Consider the following 16,294-nt stretch of genomic DNA (forward strand, 5'->3'; position numbering starts at 1 on the left):
TATCAACTCAAGCCTTGATGCCAATATGCAACGCAACGACACCGGCTGAAAGGTTGTAGTAGTCGACTTTGGCGAAGCCCGCCTCTTGCATCATGGACACGAGAGTTTGTTGGTCAGGATGCTTGCGGATGGATTCGGCCAGGTAGCGGTAGCTGCCGGCGTCGCCGGCGACCATCTTGCCCAGGCGCGGCAAGATATGGAAGGAATACCAGTCGTAAACCCCGCGTAACGGTTCCCAGGGGCGCGAGAACTCCAGAACCAGCAGCTTTCCGCCAGGCTTGAGAACCCTGTGCATCTCGGCCAAGGCCATGTCTTTGTGGGTCATGTTGCGCAGCCCGAAAGCTACGCTGACGCGGTCGAAACTGGCGTCGGGAAACGGCAGCTTTTCAGCGTCGCACTGGGCCGTAGGAAGACATAGGCCGGCGTTCTCGAGTTCAGCGCGCCCGTGCTCGAGCATGGCGCCGTTGATGTCGGTGGCCACGACCAAACCTTGCGGCCCGGCCTGAGGCGCAAAGGCCCGCGCCAGATCGCCCGTGCCAGACGCGATATCCAGCACGCGATGTCCCGGGCGCACACCGGCCAGGGCAACGGTGAACGCCTTCCAGGCTCTGTGGAGGCCCGCGCTCATCAAGTCGTTCATCAGGTCGTAGCGTGGAGCTACCGAATCGAAGACTTGGGCCACGCGATGCGACTTCTCGCTTTCGGCAACGGTTTCGAAACCGAAATGGGTGGTCGATTCGGATCGTTCAATGGTCATGGCGTGCCCCATGACCGCAACCGCCCTTCTGGCCGGCGCCCTGCGCAGGAAGCGGTGTTTCGCGATTTGCCCCCGCCTTCGCCAGGCGGCTCAGATATTCCGACCACAAACGATCCTGCTCTGCACCGAGAAAATACAGATACTCCCAGGTGAAGATGCCCGTATCGTGTCCATCGGAAAACGTGGGCTGCACGGCATAGTTTCCGACAGGCTCCAGTGCATCGATGAGCACTTCGCGCTTGCCAGTCTGCAAGGTTTCCTGCCCCGGGCCGTGACCACGCACCTCGGCCGACGGTGAATACACCCGCATCAATTCGAAGGGAATGCGAAACGACGCACCATCTTCAAAGACGATTTCCAACACACGCGTCTGGCGATGCACCGTCAAACGCGCTGGCAAAGGGGTGGTCAGAGACATGGACTGGAATCTTGGAGGTGCACAGGCCCAATTATGCGTCCGCACGCGCCCCACGAGGGGCCATAGGCCTTCTCCACAAGACCGTCATGCACCGATCGGCGCACTTGACGCGAGCTTGGATCGACCCCATAAAAAAACCCGGGCATGGCCCGGGCGAATTGCACACTCCCTGAAAGAGCCGGTTAAGGCTCAGTGACATTCTGATACAGAATGCAACCAATGTCTACTGTTGATTCATTTCCAAAACTGGGCCATTTGGGGACGCGTTCACGTTGAAATCTGAGCCACGTTGCCGCTCTATCGTGCTGAGTTTTTCAGCACAGGGGAGCAGGAGTGATCAACGTGAGCACATTGAGCAAGTTGCGCCGCCTCGTGCTGAGGCAGGACGTGTCGGTGCGCGAGGCCAGCCGCAGGCTGGGCATCTCGCGCAACACAGCCACCAAGTGGCTCAAAGATGGTCAGATGACCGAGCCCAGATACCCTCAACGGGTGTCAGGTCCCAGCATCCTGGATCCGTACAAGGAGCAGTTGAGCCAGTGGCTCAAAGCCGATAGCCATCGCAGCAAACGCGATCGGCGCGGGATCAAGGCGATGTTTGAAGCGCTGCGGGCGCAGGGCTACAGCGGCAGCCGGGGGCCGGTGTACACATTTGCCCAGCGCTGGCAGCAAGAGCAAGGCAACGCGGCACGCGGCGCGGGGTTTATACCGCTGAGCTTCGAGTTGGGCGAGGCGTTCCAGTTCGACTGGAGCTGCGAGTACCTCTTCATCGGTGGGCTGCGTCGCCGCCTGGAGGTGGCACACACCAAGCTGGCGGCCAGTCGTGCCTTCTGCCTGGTGGCGTACTACAGCCAGGCGCACGAGATGCTGTTCGATGCGCACGCGCGCGCGTTCGCTCTCTTCGGTGGCGTGCCCCGGCGGGGCATCTACGACAACATGAAGACGGCGGTGGACAAGGTCGGCCAGGGCAAGCAGCGCAGCGTCAACGCGCGCTTTGAGGCCATGACCGGGCACTATCTGTTCGAGCCGGAGTTCTGCAACCGGGCCGCCGGCTGGGAGAAGGGGGTCGTCGAGAAGAATGTTCAGGATCGGCGCAAGGACATCTGGCGCGAGGCCAGTGAACGGCGCTGGGGATCGCTTGGCGAGTTCAACGACTGGTTGCAGCAGGCCTGTGTGAAGGCCTGGGCCGAGATGAGCCACCCTGAATGGACGCAGCTCACGGTGGCCGATGTCTGGCAGGACGAACGGGTTCGCCTCATGCCCAACCCCCGAGCGTTTGATGGCTATGTGGAGCAGCCGGTTCGGGTCTCTGCCACTTCGCTGATCCACTTCCAGCGCAACCGCTATAGCGTGCCGTGCGAATGGATCCACGCGGTGGTCAGCTTGCGGGCCTATGCCGATGGTCTGCTGGTGGTCGGGCCTGACGGGCGACAGGTGCGCCTGGCGCGCAGCTTCGAGCGGGATCAGACGCTCTACGACTGGATGCACTACATCGCGCTGATCGAGCGCAAGCCCGGCGGGCTGCGTAACGGCGCACCCTTCAAGACCATGCCCGAACCCCTGCAGGAGCTGCAGCGCCAGTTGCTGCGCCACAGCGGTGGTGACAGGGTGATGGCGCAGGTGCTCATGGGCGTGAGCCTGCACGGCTTGGAGGCCGTGTTGGTGGCGGTGGAGCTGGCGCTGCAGTCCGGGCGGGTGAGTGCCGAGCATGTGCTCAACGTGCTATCGCGCTTGCAGGAGCAGCGCATGCCCGAGCCACCTGTGGCCACGAGGCTCACGCTCAACACGCCGCCACTGGCCAACCTGCAGCGTTACGACGCACTGCGCAGCCTCCCGCTTCACGAGGCTTCACCGGAGTCCGACCATGCATGACGTCATGGATGCCTTCAAGGCGCTGGGCTTGCATGGCATGGCCAGTGCATGGCCGGAGGTGCTGGGAACCGCCCGCATGAAGTCGCTTGATCACGAGGCCGTGCTGCACCAGCTCATCAAGGCCGAGACCGCGCAGCGCGAGGTGCGCTCCATGGCTTACCAGATGCGCGTGGCGCGGTTCCCATCGCACCGCGATCTCGCTGGCTTTGACTTTGCTCACACGCCAATCGATGAGGCGTTGGTGCGCCAGCTGCACACCCTTGGCTTCGTGGACTCGGCGCACAACGTGGTGCTGGTCGGCGGCCCCGGAACGGGCAAAACCCACCTGGCCACGAGCCTGGGAATCGAGGCCATCCGCATGCATGGCAAGCGGGTGCGCTTCTTCTCCACGGTGGAGCTGGTCAATGCCCTGGAGCTGGAGAAGGCGCAGAACAAGTCTGGGCAAATGGCACACCGGCTGATGTACGTCGATCTGGTGATCCTGGATGAACTGGGCTACCTGCCGTTCACGCAATCAGGCGGCGCGATGCTGTTCCACCTGCTCTCCAAACTGTACGAGCGAACGAGCGTGGTGATCACCACCAACCTCACCTTCTCGGAATGGAGCAGCGTCTTCGGCGACGCCAAGATGACCACGGCTTTGCTCGACCGCCTCACGCACCACTGCCACATCGTGGAGACCGGCAATGAGAGCTGGCGATTCAAGCATTCCAGTGCCGCTGGCGCGGCACCACCAAAGCCACGCGGCAAAGCGCAGAAAGGAGATCGAAAAACAGCAGACCCGATAGACTTATCCACAACCGAGTAGCCAAAACATCCATCAACCCAGTGGCTCAGCATTCGACGTGATCACTGGCTCAGTTGTGCCGATGAATCAACAGGTTGATTTGAATGAGGGGCTCGGGCCAATACTTTTGGCTCGCGTACTCCTTGTTGACAAAGCCCCGGATGTCGTCAGCGCGAATGCGCGTGAAGCTGCGCGTGAACTGTTCGTACTCGCCAACGACATGGTCACGAAAGTCAAAAACGTCCAATCTGCCTACCCCTTCTCGACATCATGAGCTTTTTTCTTAGGCGCCCCGGCTAACAGAGCGCTTCGCTGGCTGCCTTTGCTCTCTCTGAACCGCCCCGGGTTTTGAGGAGGCTCCAACCTTTGAGAAGATGGAGCCATGAACAAGACGAACAAGTTTTCCCCCGAAGTGNCGCCGAGGAACCCCGCCAGCAGGCCTTCCAGCTTCCAGGGGCGCAGCATGAAGGCCAGCAGCACGGAAAGCCCGTAGCCGCCCGCGTACAGCGCGACGATGGCGCGGTACTGCTTCAGCCCGGAGAGGAACACCGTGGCGATCCAGATATTGCACAACAGCGGCAGGCCGCCCGCCAGCAGCACGCGGAAGAAGTTGCTTTCTCGCGGGAACAGCAGCAGGGCGACCAGCCAGCCGATGGCGCCCGCCACCGCGGTGCTGACGAGCAGGACACCCAGGAAGGCGGGCGCGACGGCCTCGCGCTGCTTGGCGAACAAGGTGTCGGCCACCCAGCGCGTGAAGCCGAGCTGCAGGCCGCCGGACAGCACGAGCGAGCTCATGATGAGATAGGTGACCGTCACCTGGAACTGGGTGATGAGGGCATTGGGCAGCACCACGCCCAGCGACAGGATCCCGGTGATGATGAGGCCGAGGATGGAGAACACCCATGGGCCGGAGCTGATGATGGAGGCATAGGTGTAGGCGCGCAGCAGGCCCAGGTAGGACTCGCTGCGCAGCAGCTTGCGCAATTCGAAACCGATGCCTGCCATCAGCCCGTCTCCTGCGGGCGCGGAATGCGCCCTTCGCGCAAGGCCGTGGCGAGCGCGCCGCGCGGCGGGGGTTCGGCCAGCCTGCTGCGCGCCAGCGCGTCTTCGTACACGGCGCGGTATTTGGCGAACATGATGGGCTGGGTGTAGTAGCGCTCGACGCGGGCGATGCCGGCGGCCTGGGCGCGGGCATACGCCTCGGGGTCGCCGAGCAGCGCGGTGCAGGCCTCGCCGAGAGCCTGGGCGTCGGCGATGCCGACCACGGCGCCGGCGCTGCCCAGGGCCTCGTCCTCGGGGCCCAGGCCGTCGATGAGCTGGCGGCAGGAGCCGACGTCGGTGGTCACCGCGGGCACCCCGGCGGCATAGCCTTCCAGCAGCACCAGCGGCAGCGCCTCGCTGATGGACGACAGCACGACCAGGCCGACTTTCGGCAGCAGTTCGACCAGCTTCTGGAAGCCCAGGAACTTGAGCCGGTCGCCCAGTTCCAGGCTTTCGGCCAGTTCGCGGCATTCGCGCGCGTAATCGGGGTGTTCGTCCTCCGGGCCGGCGATCCAGCCTTCCAGGCCGGGCATGCGGTTGGTCGCCACGCGCACGGCGCGGATGAAGGTTTTCACATCCTTGATCGGCACCACGCGGCCGATCAGGCACATCACCGTGGGCGGCTGGCTGGGGCGCAGCGCGCGCGTGGCGGCGAACGGCGGCACGTTGATGCCGTTGGCGATGAGGCAGGTGGTGGCGGGCTCGGCGCCGTCGGCCAGCTCGCGCAGGCGATTGGCCTCGTACAGCGCGATCACCGGGTCGGCGGCGTCATAGCACATGCGCCCGAGCGATTCGAACAGCCGGATCCACAGCTGGCGGAAGTAGCCGGCCTCGCCGGCGTTGCGCTCCAGCACCGGCATGTTGTCGCTGATCCACTGTGCCGAGAACAGGTCGATGCGCCGCTCCTTGGTGTAGATGCCGTGTTCGGACAGGATGAGCGGGCGGCCGGTGATGCGCGCCAGCACCGCGCCGAGATAGCCGGCATAGCCGGTGGAAATGGTGTGATAGACGCGCGCCGGCGGCAGGCTGCGCGCCAGCGCGGCCAGGGTCCAGATCGGCGTGTGCATGGTGCGCACGGTCCAGAAGTAGTCGACGAAGGACGGATCGGTGCAGCGCTGCAGGTACTGTTCGGTGAGGTAGCTCCAGGCGCGCTTGGAATGCAGGAAGTACTGCAGATCGAGCCTGCCCTGCATGGCTTGCAGGCTCTGTTCCAGGACCTGGGCGCGCGCTTCGCGGCTGTCGCCCTCGCGCAGTTGCTCGTGCAGGTTGCGCACCAGCTCGGCGGTGGCGGCGTCGCCGGCGCTGCCCTGGGGCTTGGGCAGCACTTCCTCGCTGAACAGGTAATGCTCGGTCAGGCCCACCACGTTGGGCGGCAGCTTGTAGCGCGCCTCGCCGTAGTCCTCGCGGCGCGAGCCGAGAAAGCACAGGTGGAAACGCAGTTCGGGAAAGCCGTTGATGATCTGGTGCACCCAGCTCGACACTCCGCCCGACACATAGGGGTAGGTGCCTTCGAGCAGCAGCATCACGTCGATGGCCGGATCGGCCGCGGAGGTCGTCGCGTTCATGCCTGTTGGTCCGGAGGCGACCACAGGCGCAGGATGGGACGCAGGCGCGGCGCGACCTGCGTGTTCCTGAGCTGGCCGAGGATGACCCCCACCGCGGTGAAGTTGCGGTGCTTCCAGGCCAGTTCGGCGGCATACGGCACCCAGACCGAAGGACTGGTCTGCTCGTCGAGCAGCAGCAGGGTGTTCTGCGCATTGTCGAGGTCGTCCTTCGCCATGCTCAGGCGCAGGCGCAGCATGAGCAGGGCGGGGTGGTCGGGCTGGGCCTGCAATCCCATGATCGTGTAATGCCAGGCCTGGTCCAGCGCGAACTTGCGCAGGTCGCCCTGCGCCAGACCCTGGTAGATGAACTCCATCTGCAGTTCGGCCACGCGCTGCGCCGCCCTGGCCAGGGTGTTGCCGCTGGAGCCCTGGCTGCGCAGGGCGTCGAGTTCCTTCTGGGCCTGCTGCAGGTCGGCGGTGAGGCGTTGTTCCCACTGGCTGGCGATGCCGTAGGCCAGCAGCCGGATCTCCTCGTCCGGGTCGCCCAGCAGGCTGCGCAGCAGCGGCAGCGCCAGGCGCGCCGGCATGTCGCGCAGGGCCAGCACGGCGCGGATGCGCTGCGGCGTCGGCGCCGTGGCGTCGGAGGCGATGCGCGCGATCTGCCCGGGGGGCAAGGCGTCGATGGCCTTGTCGAGCTGTGGGTCGATGGCATAGATGTCGAGCTGCGGAGCCTGCTGCACGGCGTCTTCGTCGCGCGTCCTCTTGGGCATGGCCAGGGCCAGACGCGACGCCAGCAACAGGCCCACCATGCCGATGAGCGGGAACAGCAGCGCGAGCAGGAACACCAGCAGCAGGGACAGGATGCGTGGCTGGCGCAGGCTGGGCGGCAGGGTCCACCAGACCAGCCAGCTCGCGGCCGCCGAGGCGCAGGCGTGCAGCAGCCAGAACAGCATGAGCTTGGCGTCGCCATGCGAGTTCAACAGCCACAGCGCGGCCGATTCCATCGACAGCGACAAGGCGAGCAGTTTGTAGAACCGGATCAGGTCCATGGCGCAGGTCGGTCAGATTTGGGTGATGCGCTTGCGCAGCTCGGCATAGTCGGCCGCGTGGCGCACCGGGTAGAAATCGACCCCGATGGTTTGCTTGGGCTGGTCCTGGCGGGCGAGGATGTTCTCCAGCGCGTCGATCATCTCGCGCCGATAGGCGGTCAGGCTGGCGCCGCCGATGATGGGCAGCAGCACGGCCAGAACCAGATGGCCCTTGTGCGTCTGCAGCCGCCACCAGCTGCTTTCGGGCGGCTGCAAGCCGGCGAATTCGTCGAGTACGTCCTCGCTGAGCCGGGCCTGGCCCATCCACAGCGCGCAGTAGCTGGGCAGTCCCGACGCCTCGTGCAGCGCGGCCAGATGCGCCCATTCCTGCTGCATGCCGATGGGGGACTCGGGCCACACCGCGCGCACGTCTTCCACCAGCAGTTCGAGCTGAGTGAAGTCGGCATAGGACGAGGCCAGGACCTGCAGGCGGCGCAGATTGATGTCGTCGAAAGCCATGAAGGGCATGGTGTGCACCGCCAGCACGGCGTCGACCTCGTCGAACAGGTCCTGCCGCAGCGGCGCCGCGAACACCCATTGGTTGTACTGCGGGTTGGACAAGCCGGCCTGCGCGATGTGCGCCACTTCCCGGGTTTCCAGCACGTGCTCGATCAAGGGGTGGGCGGGGTCGAGCTTGGGTAGGTTCTGGCCGAGCCGCGCAACCAGCACCCAGCGTTCCGCTCCGCTCTTGCGCACGAAAATGCCCGCCTCGATCAGGCGGCAGGCCTGGCTGAGCAGTTGCAGGAATGACGCCGGGTCGGGCAGGGCGTCGATGTCAGCCTTGTCGCCGATCGCCGGTGCGGGTGCTGGGGCGCGCGCCAGAACAAGCGCGCGGCGCAGGCCGATGAGCGCGTCGCGCAGGGTCATGGGGCGATCGGTGAGTTCCTGCTCCAGCGTGGCCAGCGATTCTTTCACGATGAACAGCCGGCGCTTGGTGCGCTCCAGCCGCGCGGCGAGATCTTCCTGGATTTCGCGGTGGCGCAGGCTCTGCACCTTGTAGGCCGAACCGAACTCGCCGAGGATCAGGCTGACCAGCGCGCCGCCGAGGAAAAACTCGCCCGGGAACGCGGCCCTGCTGGTGGCGAAGAACTGTGCCCACATGCCGCCGTACAGCACGACGCCGAACAGGCCGTAGCCGGCGCCATAGCGCACCGCCGCCAGCCAGGGGCCGAACCACACCCAGGGGAAACCGCCGTGCAGGCCGAGCGGGTCCTGGGGGTTGGCGCGCCAGCCGAGATACAGCGCCAGCCCGGGCAGCGCGGCGCTTTCCAGAATGGGCAGCAGGCGGTCCGCCTGCGCGTTCGGACGCCAGATGCGCAAGGCGCGCAACAAGCGCAGCCAGGGCGGGGTCCGTCGCGGCTGGCGCTGGCGCGTGACGCGGGCACGCAGGCGGGCGATGCGGCTCATGGCGACGCAGGGTGCGGGCGGTCAGGGTTTGGCTGCGGGCTTGGCCGGCGCGGCGACCACGTGCAGACCGCGCAGCAGGTCGGCGATCTGCGCCTGGCCGACCGCGGCCAGCGCCTGGTAACCCCAGCCCGATCGGCCGCCCGTGGCCGACCACACCACCCGGCCGCTGCGCATGTCGGTGACCTGCAGGGTCAGGCCGACGGCGGGTTCGCTGTCGACGCCGGTCTTGTAGCGCCATTCGGTCACCGTGCCCGACAGGGCGTAGCTTGCGCCCTGGGCGCGCGCCCAGTCGAGCGTCTGCGCCCCCGTCGGCGACGGCTGCGCCTCCAGCGGATTGTCCGAGGGCTCCTGCGGATAGACGACGACGGTGCTCAGGCCCTTCTGCCGCAGCAGCGCCACCGTGATGGCCTGCGCGCGGTCCTGTACCTGCGGCGCCTCGGTGGCGTTGGCGAAGGGCAGCACGGCGAGCTTGTCCTGCGCCGGAATTTGCAAACCTTGCGTCGGCAAGGCGGTGGTGGCGCAGGCGGCCAGCAGCAGACTCATGCCGGCGGCGATCCAGATGCGGAAACGGTTCATCGGAAACTCCTGTGGTGCGTGGTGTGAGCGTGGATGTCGGTGACGGGGGGCATGGGCGCGGGGTCTCGGGTCAGGGGCCGAACCAGATGCGGTACTGGAGGCTCCATTGCCGGTTCAATCCCGTCGTGTCCTGCTGGCGCTGGTATTGCAGCGAGAGTTGGTCGCCGCCGAACACGGGGCCTTGCACGCCGAGGTTGATGCCGGTGGTATTGCCCAGGCGGCGCGAGCGCAGCAGGTCCAGTTCGCCGAAGGGCAGCCAGTGCGAACTGTAGCGGTCCGCCGCAAGCTGGTTCAGCGCGATGCCCAGGCCGTAGGCGTCGTCGCCGGCCGGGATGAACATGCTGGCGGGCGGGGGCACGCCGGCCGGGTTCAGGCGGGCATAGAACGCTTCGGGGGTTCCCGTGGCGGCGAACTGGTTGGAATAGCCGAGCACCTTGAGCGCCAGATCGGGCTCGCCCTGGCGCAGCCAGACGCCGGCCTGCACCTGCGTGCTGCGGCCCGTGCCGAGGTCGCTGCCCAGGCGCGTGGCGTAGCGCGAGTCGCTTTCGCTGACACTGGCCCAGAAGCGGCCGAAGGTCTTGGTCAGGGTCACGGCCAGCCGGTCGCGCCGGCCCGCCACGAGCAGGGCCCCGGATTCGTCGGCCACGGCGTGGCGTTGGGCCTGCGCCTGCAAGGCCATGCCGCCGGGCAGCGGCGCGCCGAGTGTCAGTTCCAGCGGGGTGATGCTGCCCAGCGCGGTGTTGCGGCCGATCTTGGCGCCGAGGTCGATGATGCCGTGCTTCCAACTCAGGCCCGCCTGCGCATCGGTCCAGGTCGGGGGCAGACCGGTGATGGCGCTGGCGTCGCGCGTGCTCAGCCGATCACGCTCGACATGCAGGCTCAGTCTGAGACCGGGGGCGAGCGTGATGTTTTGTTCCAGCAACGGCCCCTGGCGCATCACCGCGTCGGTCTGCTGGCTGGCAAAGCGCAAGGTGGTGCGGTCGGCGAGGTTGATGCGGTCCTGCGCGGTCTGTCGCGCCAGGGCTTCGAGCGCGGGACTGCTGAGGCCTTGTTCGGCGGCTTGTTCCAGCACCCGGTCCGCCTGGCGCAGCGCCTGCATCGGGCGGCCGGCGGCGCGCAGGGCCTCGACGCGGTCGATCGGGGTCAGGGCGCGCGCGGCGCCGGCGTCGAGCAGATCGCGCACCTGCTCGCGGTCTCGTTCCTGCAAGGCCACCTGCAGTTCGATCGACTGGCGGTCGGCGCGCGTGAGCACGGCGCGCGCCAGCCACCAGCGCGCCGGAGCCGTGGTGTCCAGGTGCAGCAGCCAGTCGGCGATGGCGGCGTCCATCTGCTGGCGCGCCTGCGCCGGCACAGCACCGCTGCGCAGGCGCGCGCGCAACGCGGCGACGATGTCCTGCTGCGCCTGCCGCGGAGCCCTCCCGTAGGACAGGCGCAGCGCCGCCAGCAGATCGTCGAAGCGCAAGTGCGGCTTGCGCGTGCCGAAGGCAGCCGGCGCGCGGCGCAGCAAACGCCAGGCCTGGTCGTAGGCGGCTTGCGCCCGCACGGCGTGGCCGGCGCGGGTGAGCAGATCGCCGTAGTTCACCAGCCACAGGGTGTCCAGGCGCTTGCGTGGGTAAAGTCGCTGGCTGAGCGCCACGGCCAGCCGCAAATCGCCCAGCGCCTGCGCAACGGCGGCCTGCACCTCCAGGCCGCCAGGCGCGCGCTGCAAACCGGGGGCGAACTGCTTGAACGCCGTGCGCAGTTCGTCGAGGCGGTTCATGTCCAGCAGCAGCCAGAGCAGCGCGATCTGGTCGTCGCGGTTGTCCGGGGCCAGGCGCACGGCGGCACGCAGATCGGCCAGGGCTTCGCGGCGCCGGCCCAGCGCCTGCCAGACCTGGGAGCGCGCCGCGAAAACCTGTGGATCCCGCTTCAGTTCCTCGCCCAGCGCACCGGCGAACACCGTGCGCGTCCAGTCCTGCAGGCCCTGCAGGCTGGGCAACTTGACCAGCGCCTGCAGCCAGTCCATGGCGAGCGACTTGGTCGGTGCGATTTCCCAGGCTTTGGGCAGCAAAGCGAGCGCTGCCGCCGGCCCGTCGATCTGTTGCGTGAGCACGATGAAGCGTTCCACCTGGTACGGCTTCATGCGGCCGCGCAAGGCGGGCGCGTTCCAGGCACTGGCGTAGGCGGCGCGCGCCGCGCGCGTGTCGCCGAGATCCCAGTCGATGTCGGCCAGCAGGCCCTGGTGCGTGGCGCGCAGATCGTCCGTGCCACGGGCCTGCTGGGTTTGCGCGAGGACGTCGCGCGCCTGCTGGAACTGGCCGGCCTGCAGCAGCGCCAGCGCGTAGTCGATGCTGGCGCGCAGGTCCAGCGCGCCGAGTTTCAGACCCTTCGCATAGGTTTGCAGCGAGGCGTCCGTCTCGCCCATATTGCCCTGCAGCCATGCCAGCGGCCCGAGCAGGCTGGGGTGGGTCGGCGTGGCTTTGCGCAGCACGGCGACGGCCTGTTGTGGGTGGCCCTGGTTTTCGAGCGCCTGGGCATACTCCAGCCAGTCGCCGGCTGTCATGCCGCCCGTCCTGGCGCGCGCTTCCCAGTAGGCGATGAGGCCGCTGGAGGAATGCAGGTTGCCGGCCAGGCGGCGCACATTGCTCAAGGCTTCTTGCGTGATGCGTTGACGCAGCAGGGCCATCCACTGGTGCATGGCGGCATCCGGCTGGTTGTTCCATTCCAGGACCTGCGCGCGTCGCCGGGCCCAGGCCGTGCTGCGGTAGGGCGCGGCCAGTGCCGCGTCGGCGATGTGCAGCGCGCCGTTCAGATCGGTCGAAGCCAGCATCAGCCGCCACGCCAGTTCGGCCTGGGCGGCGTCGAGCTGGCGTGCGAGTTGGGCCGCGGGTTGCCTCAGGTCCACGGCGCGGCCCAGCCAGGCCAGCGCGTCCTGCGGCCGGTCGGCAGCAAGCGCGAGCCGCACCAGCTCCCAGGCCAGTTGCGGATCGGACGGGAGGTCGCGCGCATGGGCGGCGACCTGGGCGTAGGCCTGCTTGGCATCGCCCGAGGCCAGCAGCACGCGCGCAGCCCGCTGCAGCAGCGCGCGTTGCTGCGCCTGGGTGCGGGCAGCCGGCAGCGACGCGAACAGGACTTGCGCGGCGAGGCGGTATTCACCGAGCCCGAGCAGCAGTTGGCTGGTCTCGAGCGCGGCCGGTGTGGGCAGCGGGGTGTAGCGCAGCGCCATCGGGGCCAGACGCTGGATCGTTTTCTTGTCGTCCAGACCTTGCAGAAGAAGCAGTGTGGAGCGCCAATCGTCGAAATTGCGCGGCTGGGTCTGCGCGAGCAGGGCGACGAGCGCGCCGCGCGCCCGCTGCGCCTGCGCGGTCTGTCCGCGGGCGCGGGCATCGAACCAGAGGCGCTGCCAGATGCCCAGGCGCATCGCGTCGGCGCGCGGGTCGGCGCCCAATGGCTCGAGCGCGGCGAGTGCCTGCTGTGCCTGGCCGATGCTCATGTAGCGCTGCGCCAGCAGCAGGCGCAGGTCGGCGTTGCCGCCCTGCAGGCGCAGCAGGTGCTTGAGGTAGTCGATGGCGAGGCTGGTGTCCTGCGTGCTGCGCAGCAGTTGCATCAGCTCGCGCCCGGGCCACATCAGCGCCAGCGTCGCCGCGCCGATCAGCGCGAGTCCGGCGAGGGTGCCGCGCGGGAACAGCCTGCTGCGCCGCGGATCGTCGGGTGAAACCGAGAGCCGCTGTCGGTGTCGTTGCGGGCGCTGTCCGGATGGATTGGACATCAGGCCTTGGGCAGGATGCGCAACGCGGCACGGGTGTCGCGGCTGTCGATGCGTGCTGTCCCGGTGCCGAGCTGGACTTGCACGGCAGGCCCGGTTTGCACCCGCCAGCCGGGCGGCAGCGTCAAGTTGGCCTGGAGCGGGACGTGGCCGGCGAATTCCAGTGTCCAGCCCCCGCCAGGCATGGTCTCGAAGCGGATGATGTCGGCGTTGGCGTCGATCAGATAGGGCAAGGGGCTCTGGCCGCCGACGCGCAGGATGGCCTGATCGCTTGTGGCGTGCACGTAGCGCATGCCGGCATGCGTGGTGTGTCCGGCAATGGCGCTGCAGCGTTCCAAATCAGGCCGTGCCGTGTGCTCGCCCACGCGCCATTGCCGCAACGCCGGAGTTCCCCGCAGGCGCCAGCCGCCATCGAGCAGAGCCGCCACGGTGGCCTGGCGCCAGGCGAGCACGCTGTCGGAGTACTGTTTGCCGAAGATGGGGTGGGTGGTTTGGCGGATGGCCCATTGCCAGACCTTGTGCAGGCTCATGGCGCCGGCCTGCTTGGTGACGATGTAGGGGTGGAAATACACGTCCAGCGCTTTGAGCCGGCGCGGGCTGTCGGTCATCTGGTAGGTCTCGATCGCGCGCTCGAAGCCGAAGTAGGGGCCGGTCCAGTTGTGGGTGTAGGTCTCCTCGTTCGAGCAGGCGGCGTAGACCTGGAAGTCGCGACCCTTGGGGATGCCCATCGGCCACACGCGCGACAACGTGGGTTCGCTGCGGGTGATCGTGGCGCCGCCGCCGTTGATGTTGCGCATGCCAACCTTGTAGGCGAGCGCAACGGCCTTGTTCGGCGGATTGCAGTCGCCGGGCCAGAGGAGCATGTCGCAGGGTTTTCCCGGAGGGCAGAGCTTGTTCTGGATGTAGTTGCGCGCGCCCACGACCTCGGTCTCGGTGCTGAAGGTGTAATTCGGCACCGGCAGGTAGTTGCCGTAGGGCAGCGCCTTGGTCGGCGTGCCGCGGTTGTGGTCGTCGCTGGCGGCGACCCAGTCGAAGGGGTGGCTCCAGGTGTGGCTGCCCGCTTCGACGTGGGGGAGCGCGAACATGCGTCGCGCCCATTTCTGCCCCTGGTCGGCGAGGGCGGGGTAGAGGCCCTCGTGACTGACCTCGGCGACGATGATGGATCCCAGCGTGGGCGTGCGGTACTTCTCCAGATATTCGGTGACCAGCACCTCGCACGCCAGCGGCGAGCCTGGGCGGTCGCAGGCGTTGACCCAGCCGTCGCCGTCGAAATGGACAAAAAAAACGCGCCGGCCGGTGCGGGTGGTGATGTCGGGCATGGGCGCGTCGGTCACGCGCAGCGCCGCGCGGAAGAACGCGATAGGATCGACGGACCAGCGGGTGCCCGAATCGCCCGGCAGGTTGAACACGGCGAAATTGCCCAGCGCGTAGCCGCCCCAGGGCGTGATGGCGGCGCCGTCCATGGTCTGGCCGTCCGCCGCCGTGGCGCGCAGCCAAACTTGGCTGCCCGGGCCGGCGTCGAGCCGGAACGCGTTGGCCGCAGCGACGAGAGGGACGATTTCCCCGTTCGGCGTGCCGGGCTGACGCTGCACGGCCAGTGGGCCGGGCAGCGCGTCCTGGCCGACACGCAGGCCGAAGGCCGTCAGCACGGAAGGGTCCACTTGGCCCAGGATGGCCAGCGGGATGCCTTCGGCTCTGGCGCGCGCGAGCAGGCGGTCGGTGGCGTCGGGAACGTCGGAACGGTCCGCCCACAGCACCACGCCGGCATACCGCCCGGCCAGCGGCTCGGTGATGGCCGGGGCTCCGACGTATCGATACTCCGGTACCAGTCCCAGGTATTCGAGCGGCATGGCGCCGTAGAGGTGCGCGCTCTGGTTGAGCAGTTCCGGGCTGTCGCCGTTTTGGCAGGAATGCAGCAACAGCACGCGGCGCGGAACCAGTTCGACCGTGCCGACACCCAGGCTTTCGAGTGCGGGGTCGGCCACCCAGGGGATGAGGCCGGCGGCGGCGATTTTGCCGGCCGTCTCGCGTGCCAGGGGGCGCTGCTCGGGAGGGACATAGTCGATGGCCACGCCGGCTAGCCGGTAGCGGCTGCGTAGTTCGCCGAAACGCGCAAGCAGCCACTGGCGGTCGGGCTCGGAAACCTCGACGAACTGTTTGCTCGTCGCATTCCAGCCGCGGTAGAGCGACTCGGCCGCCACCGCCAGCGTGGCCTTGGCCAAGGTTGCATCCATCAACTCGAAGCCGCGGTTGGGCAGCAAGCGAATGCCGGGAAACGCGGCGATCAGGCCGCGCAGGGTGGACTGCAGCGCCGTGGCCTGGCGCTTGCGCTCGGCGTCGGTTTTCGCCAGGAATTGATAGGAATCGAGGGTGTCGAGGAAAAAGGCGCGAAAGCCGGCCTGCCACAGCGGACCGATGATGCGCTGTTGCAGGAACTGCGGCCAGCCCGCGGCGGTCTGGTCGATGACGCGCGAGCCCCAGGCCGGGTTGTCGCCGGGCAGCCAGGCTTTCGGGATGTCGTTGTAATAAGGGCGGTCAGGCCGGACCTCGCCCAGCGAGACGTAGGCCAGCGCGAGGGTCCGGGGCGCCAGGTTCTTGACGACCTCCGGGTCTTGCTTGAGCGCGTGTTCGGGTTCCAGGACGACCCAATCGAAAGCGCGCAGATCGTCCAGCGGGATACGGCTGCCGTAGTAGAACGCGATGGCCGGCGTCTGCCCTGCCTGGGCACTGTGGCAGGAGGGGCAGTCGCCGCAGTTGCATGGTGGCGCTTCGCCGGCCGCCCGGGCCGGCGAAGCGCCCAGGCCGCCAATCCATGTGCCGAGTGAGGCGAGGCCGCCCGCCCGGGTGAGAAATCGGGCCAGGAATCGGTTTTGCGGCAGGGTTTGCAGGAATTGGCGGCGTTTCATGGTGTCGTGAGTGGTGGGCACACGATACCTGGAAGAAGCGTGCCGGGCCATCGGTATTGTCGGTCAGCGGGGGACGGGTTTCCGGGCTGCGGGCCATCGTGAAGCACAATTTGCCAACAAATTCACGCAATCCGCGTTTTCGATCTGCCGCGCCCT

The 16,294-nt window shown here is 67.4% G+C and carries 11 protein-coding genes; 2 read left to right on the forward strand and 9 right to left on the reverse strand.

Translation table 11 applies throughout. The features are described 5' to 3' along the window. Positions 1-7: 7 nt before the first annotated feature. On the reverse strand, positions 8-757 hold the full coding sequence (gene ubiE / locus THIARS_RS10495; protein WP_094162069.1) for a bifunctional demethylmenaquinone methyltransferase/2-methoxy-6-polyprenyl-1,4-benzoquinol methylase UbiE: 750 nt from the start codon (positions 755-757) through the stop codon (positions 8-10). Continuing rightward, a complete protein-coding gene (locus THIARS_RS10500) occupies positions 747-1,175 on the reverse strand; it encodes a gamma-butyrobetaine hydroxylase family protein (protein WP_094160900.1) in 429 nt (142 codons plus the stop codon). Before THIARS_RS10500 ends, ubiE begins: the two co-directional genes overlap by 11 nt. Before the next feature lie 342 nt (positions 1,176-1,517). Here THIARS_RS10500 and istA point away from each other — a divergent pair, with 342 nt between their 5' ends. Together istA and istB are read left to right on the forward strand one after the other, a co-directional pair. Continuing rightward, entirely contained in the window at positions 1,518-3,044 is a 1,527-nt protein-coding gene (istA, locus tag THIARS_RS10505; RefSeq protein ID WP_094158949.1) for an IS21 family transposase, read from the forward strand. After that, positions 3,037-3,852, forward strand: a complete 816-nt coding sequence (istB, locus tag THIARS_RS10510) for an IS21-like element helper ATPase IstB (protein WP_094158948.1) — start codon at positions 3,037-3,039, stop codon at positions 3,850-3,852. The genes istA and istB overlap by 8 nt, the downstream gene beginning before the upstream one ends. Before the next feature lie 231 nt (positions 3,853-4,083). Here istB and pelG read toward each other — a convergent pair whose 3' ends face one another. The 7 genes from pelG to THIARS_RS10545 form a co-directional block, all read right to left on the reverse strand. Then, on the reverse strand, positions 4,084-4,836 hold the full coding sequence (gene pelG / locus THIARS_RS10515) for an exopolysaccharide Pel transporter PelG (RefSeq protein WP_094160901.1): 753 nt from the start codon (positions 4,834-4,836) through the stop codon (positions 4,084-4,086). Further along, positions 4,836-6,437, reverse strand: a complete 1,602-nt coding sequence (gene pelF / locus THIARS_RS10520) for a GT4 family glycosyltransferase PelF (protein WP_094160902.1) — start codon at positions 6,435-6,437, stop codon at positions 4,836-4,838. The genes pelG and pelF overlap by 1 nt, the downstream gene beginning before the upstream one ends. Then, complete coding sequence (locus THIARS_RS10525; protein ID WP_094160903.1) at positions 6,434-7,465, reverse strand: hypothetical protein; 1,032 nt, start codon at positions 7,463-7,465, stop codon at positions 6,434-6,436. The genes pelF and THIARS_RS10525 overlap by 4 nt, the downstream gene beginning before the upstream one ends. Positions 7,466-7,477: 12 nt before the next feature. Continuing rightward, the gene (locus THIARS_RS10530; protein WP_094160904.1) at positions 7,478-8,911 is read right to left on the reverse strand and encodes a hypothetical protein; all 1,434 of its coding nucleotides are present in this window, start codon (positions 8,909-8,911) and stop codon (positions 7,478-7,480) included. A 21-nt stretch (positions 8,912-8,932) separates the two neighbouring features. Next, positions 8,933-9,487 carry a penicillin-binding protein activator LpoB gene (locus tag THIARS_RS10535; protein WP_094160905.1) on the reverse strand — a complete coding sequence of 185 codons (555 nt, stop codon included), beginning with the start codon at positions 9,485-9,487 and terminating at the stop codon, positions 8,933-8,935. A 70-nt stretch (positions 9,488-9,557) separates the two neighbouring features. Further along, entirely contained in the window at positions 9,558-13,235 is a 3,678-nt protein-coding gene (locus tag THIARS_RS10540; RefSeq protein ID WP_094160906.1) for a tetratricopeptide repeat protein, read from the reverse strand. Further along, positions 13,235-16,138, reverse strand: coding sequence for a bifunctional glycoside hydrolase/polysaccharide deacetylase family protein (locus tag THIARS_RS10545; protein WP_094160907.1), 2,904 nt, complete (start codon positions 16,136-16,138; stop codon positions 13,235-13,237). Before THIARS_RS10545 ends, THIARS_RS10540 begins: the two co-directional genes overlap by 1 nt. Between the last annotated feature and the right edge of the window lie 156 nt (positions 16,139-16,294).

Origin of the sequence: Thiomonas delicata (assembly GCF_900088825.1) — a bacterium.
Taxonomy (GTDB): Bacteria; Pseudomonadota; Gammaproteobacteria; order Burkholderiales; family Burkholderiaceae_C; genus Thiomonas_A; species Thiomonas_A delicata.